The 2783-nt window shown below is 46.2% G+C and carries 3 protein-coding genes and 1 pseudogene; 3 read left to right on the top strand and 1 reads right to left on the bottom strand.

The genetic code is table 11. The features are described from left to right. A pseudogene (locus AC5V8P_RS24905) lies at positions 1-188 on the bottom strand (HAD family hydrolase); the annotation flags it as partial. Positions 189-547: 359 nt separating this feature from the next. On the opposite strand from AC5V8P_RS24905, the gene AC5V8P_RS24910 reads away from it, so the two are divergent. The 3 genes from AC5V8P_RS24910 to AC5V8P_RS24920 all read left to right on the top strand — a co-directional run bounded on the left by AC5V8P_RS24910 (position 548) and on the right by AC5V8P_RS24920 (position 2745). Then, positions 548-1402, top strand: coding sequence for a hypothetical protein (locus tag AC5V8P_RS24910; RefSeq protein ID WP_064795358.1), 855 nt, complete (start codon positions 548-550; stop codon positions 1400-1402). Between the two features lie 111 nt (positions 1403-1513). Then, entirely contained in the window at positions 1514-2269 is a 756-nt protein-coding gene (locus AC5V8P_RS24915; RefSeq protein WP_064795359.1) for a threonine/serine exporter family protein, read from the top strand. Positions 2270-2289: 20 nt separating this feature from the next. After that, positions 2290-2745: a threonine/serine exporter family protein gene (locus tag AC5V8P_RS24920; protein ID WP_063208213.1), complete on the top strand. Its 456-nt coding sequence runs from the start codon at positions 2290-2292 to the stop codon at positions 2743-2745. Positions 2746-2783: the final 38 nt, after the last annotated feature.

A 2783-nucleotide genomic window follows, 5' to 3' on the forward strand; every position in this document is an offset into this window, starting at 1 on the left:
TTCCCCTCCAATAGTCCTCCTTTAGCTGACAGTAAATCGCTGTAATAGCGAATACGGTGATAGGCTTCCTCATAAGGAAAATGCTCACTCAATCCTAATACTGTACGCAGTGCATCACGTGTAGGGTGCAAATGATCGTACATCGTATCATCCACATCAAAAAAGACTGCCTTCTTTTGCAAGTTCATATGCCCACTTCTTTCTGTTCATTCTTTGGATGACGCTCCTCTTTACCTTGTCCTGATATTATACCCGTTGACCTATTACGTTGCACCCCGTGCTTACTAGGCTGTAGCCCGCATTCACACTTCACAGGTGATAACATACACTGAAAAAACTGCATCTTCGCAAGCTCACTTTACTTCTCTGCTGCGCTAACATAGGTATCTTGTCCTGGTTTGAACGTAAGCGTTTTATTTGACAGCACACGGGTAAAAGGTCACATTTTTGAAAATATTCGTCATACAGGTTTACATTTCGTGTAAAATCACGTACCTTTTAGGGATGAACGCTTTACAGATGTACTTGAAAAAGGGAGGTATATGCAATGGATTCCGGTTCTAACCTAGCCTATGGATCAGCCACACCTTTGATTGAGGCACTTATAGAGTTTGAACAGGAGCTTGAAGCGAACCGGCATTCTCTGAGTTTTGATTTGGGATTAGTTATGGAACAGGGCCGCGCTCCGCGATATATGGCTACACCGCCTGATGTTATTCCTTTTGCACATGCTGGGGTGGACGGGATACATTATGGCTTTTTAACCGATTTTGGCCTTAAAAAGGACCTTTCACAGGCTCCGATTGTATGTGTTTCTCCCGTCGATTGGACGGGGGTATGGGTGGTTGCCCGCCATTTGCAGGATTTTTTAAGCGTGGTTTATACAGAAAACAGTTCATTAAAGCGGTACTACGCCAGTGGAGCTGATTATTCTGGACATGCTGGTCAGCGTCCTGCGCAGGCTGTAGATGAACGTACTGTATTTGTACGCGAATGCTTTCGTGAACGCTTTGGCATTCTCCCCATTCAAGATATGGCTGCCTATATCGACAGCTTGCGAACAGAACGAAAGCAAAATGAAGTTGCTCCTACGTTGAATGGGTTGGGTATTCAGGCATCTTCTTTGACAAAGCACAACTCTTCTATTGAAAGCAACTTCTTGAACGTTACGGAGCCATTCCTTTGGGAACAACAAGGTGAAGCTGTACGTGAGTTGTTCCGTAGCGGTTCGCGTGAAGCCAGACTTGCCTTTATTCGGGACGCTCAGACACAGCATCTGTTCACCCATTCTGCTCTTCGTGCTTTTGTAACAGGACAGCTTAAATTAATGGGCTTGTCTGAGGCTGCAACATACCTAGAAGAGTCCTACTACACCGTTATTCCCGATACGATAGAATCTTGATAAATTCCCTAGATTCGCCCCATCTAACCGCCTCTGAAAAGGCGGCTTTTTGTGCTACAATAAATGAAAACAACAGGGTCCAACGACCCGGACGCATGAAAGAGAGCGAGCATGAATAATCATTCCTATCCTACTCCTGAAATCATTGAGGTTTGTCTGCTAGCTGGCAAACTGATGATGCAAAATGGAGCCGAGACCTATCGTGTTGAAGACACGATGTCCCGCATTGCTTCGGCCTATGGCATACCCGAGTCCCATAGCTATGTAACGCCAACTGGAATTTTTTTTGCCATCAATGATTCGGAACCTGCCAAGCTCATCCGGATTGTAGAGCGAACCACAGATTTGCACAAGGTAACAGAGGTCAATTCTATTTCACGTAAAATCAGCACAGGCGCCTTGTCTCCCAGCGCAGCCGTAAAAGAGCTTTCGGAAATTGAACGTGGACCCCTCCGCTATTCCAATCGTGTACAGCTGATCGCTGCGGCGCTGGCCAGCGGTTGCTTTATGATCATGTTTGGTGGAATCTGGCGAGATTTCCCCTCAGCTGTGTTGTGCGGCGGTATCGGATTTGCAGCCTTACAATATTTTCACAGACTCGTTAAGGTTAAGTTTTTCTCAGAATTTTCTGCATCTTTTCTAATCGGCTTGCTGGCGGCTCTGTTAGTGATCGTCGGCTGGGGACAGATGATGGATAAGATTATCATCGGTTCCGTCATGCCATTGGTACCAGGCTTATTAATTACAAATGCCCTTCGGGATTTAATGTCCGGGCACCTCGTCTCAGGGCTCTCCAAAGGCGCAGATGCTTGCCTGACGTCTTTTGCTATTGGGGCTGGTGTTGCAGTTATCATTTCTTATATGTAATTTGGAGGAGATTCAAGCTTATGCTTGCACAATTATTCACAAGCTTTATTGCTACCGCTGCTTTCGGTATACTGTTCCATGCCCCCAAACGCTCGCTGCTGCAATGTGGTTTTGTCGGTATGCTGGGCTGGCTCGTCTATTATTCAACCACGGATAGCATGGGACCTGTGACCGCCAGCCTTTTAGCCACGATCCTTATCGGCATTGTCAGTCAAGGTTTTGCCAGACTGTACAAAATGCCTGTGATTATTTTCAGCGTGGCAGGCATGATCCCCCTCGTGCCAGGAGGAATGGCCTATAATGCCATGCGCCAATTCGTACAACAACATTATCCTCAGGCACTGGAGCTGGCTATAAACACACTGATGATCGCAGGGGCGATAGCAGTTGGTTTGGTGATGTCTGAGGTGCTTAATCAAATTTTTCACAGCATTCGTTTTAAACCTCGGTGTCCAAGGCAAAGTGATAGCAAGTAAAAATAGGCTGGCCCCAAATCGCTACACTGACAGTGTAT

It is taken from the genome of Paenibacillus sp. N119s (assembly GCF_059447605.1).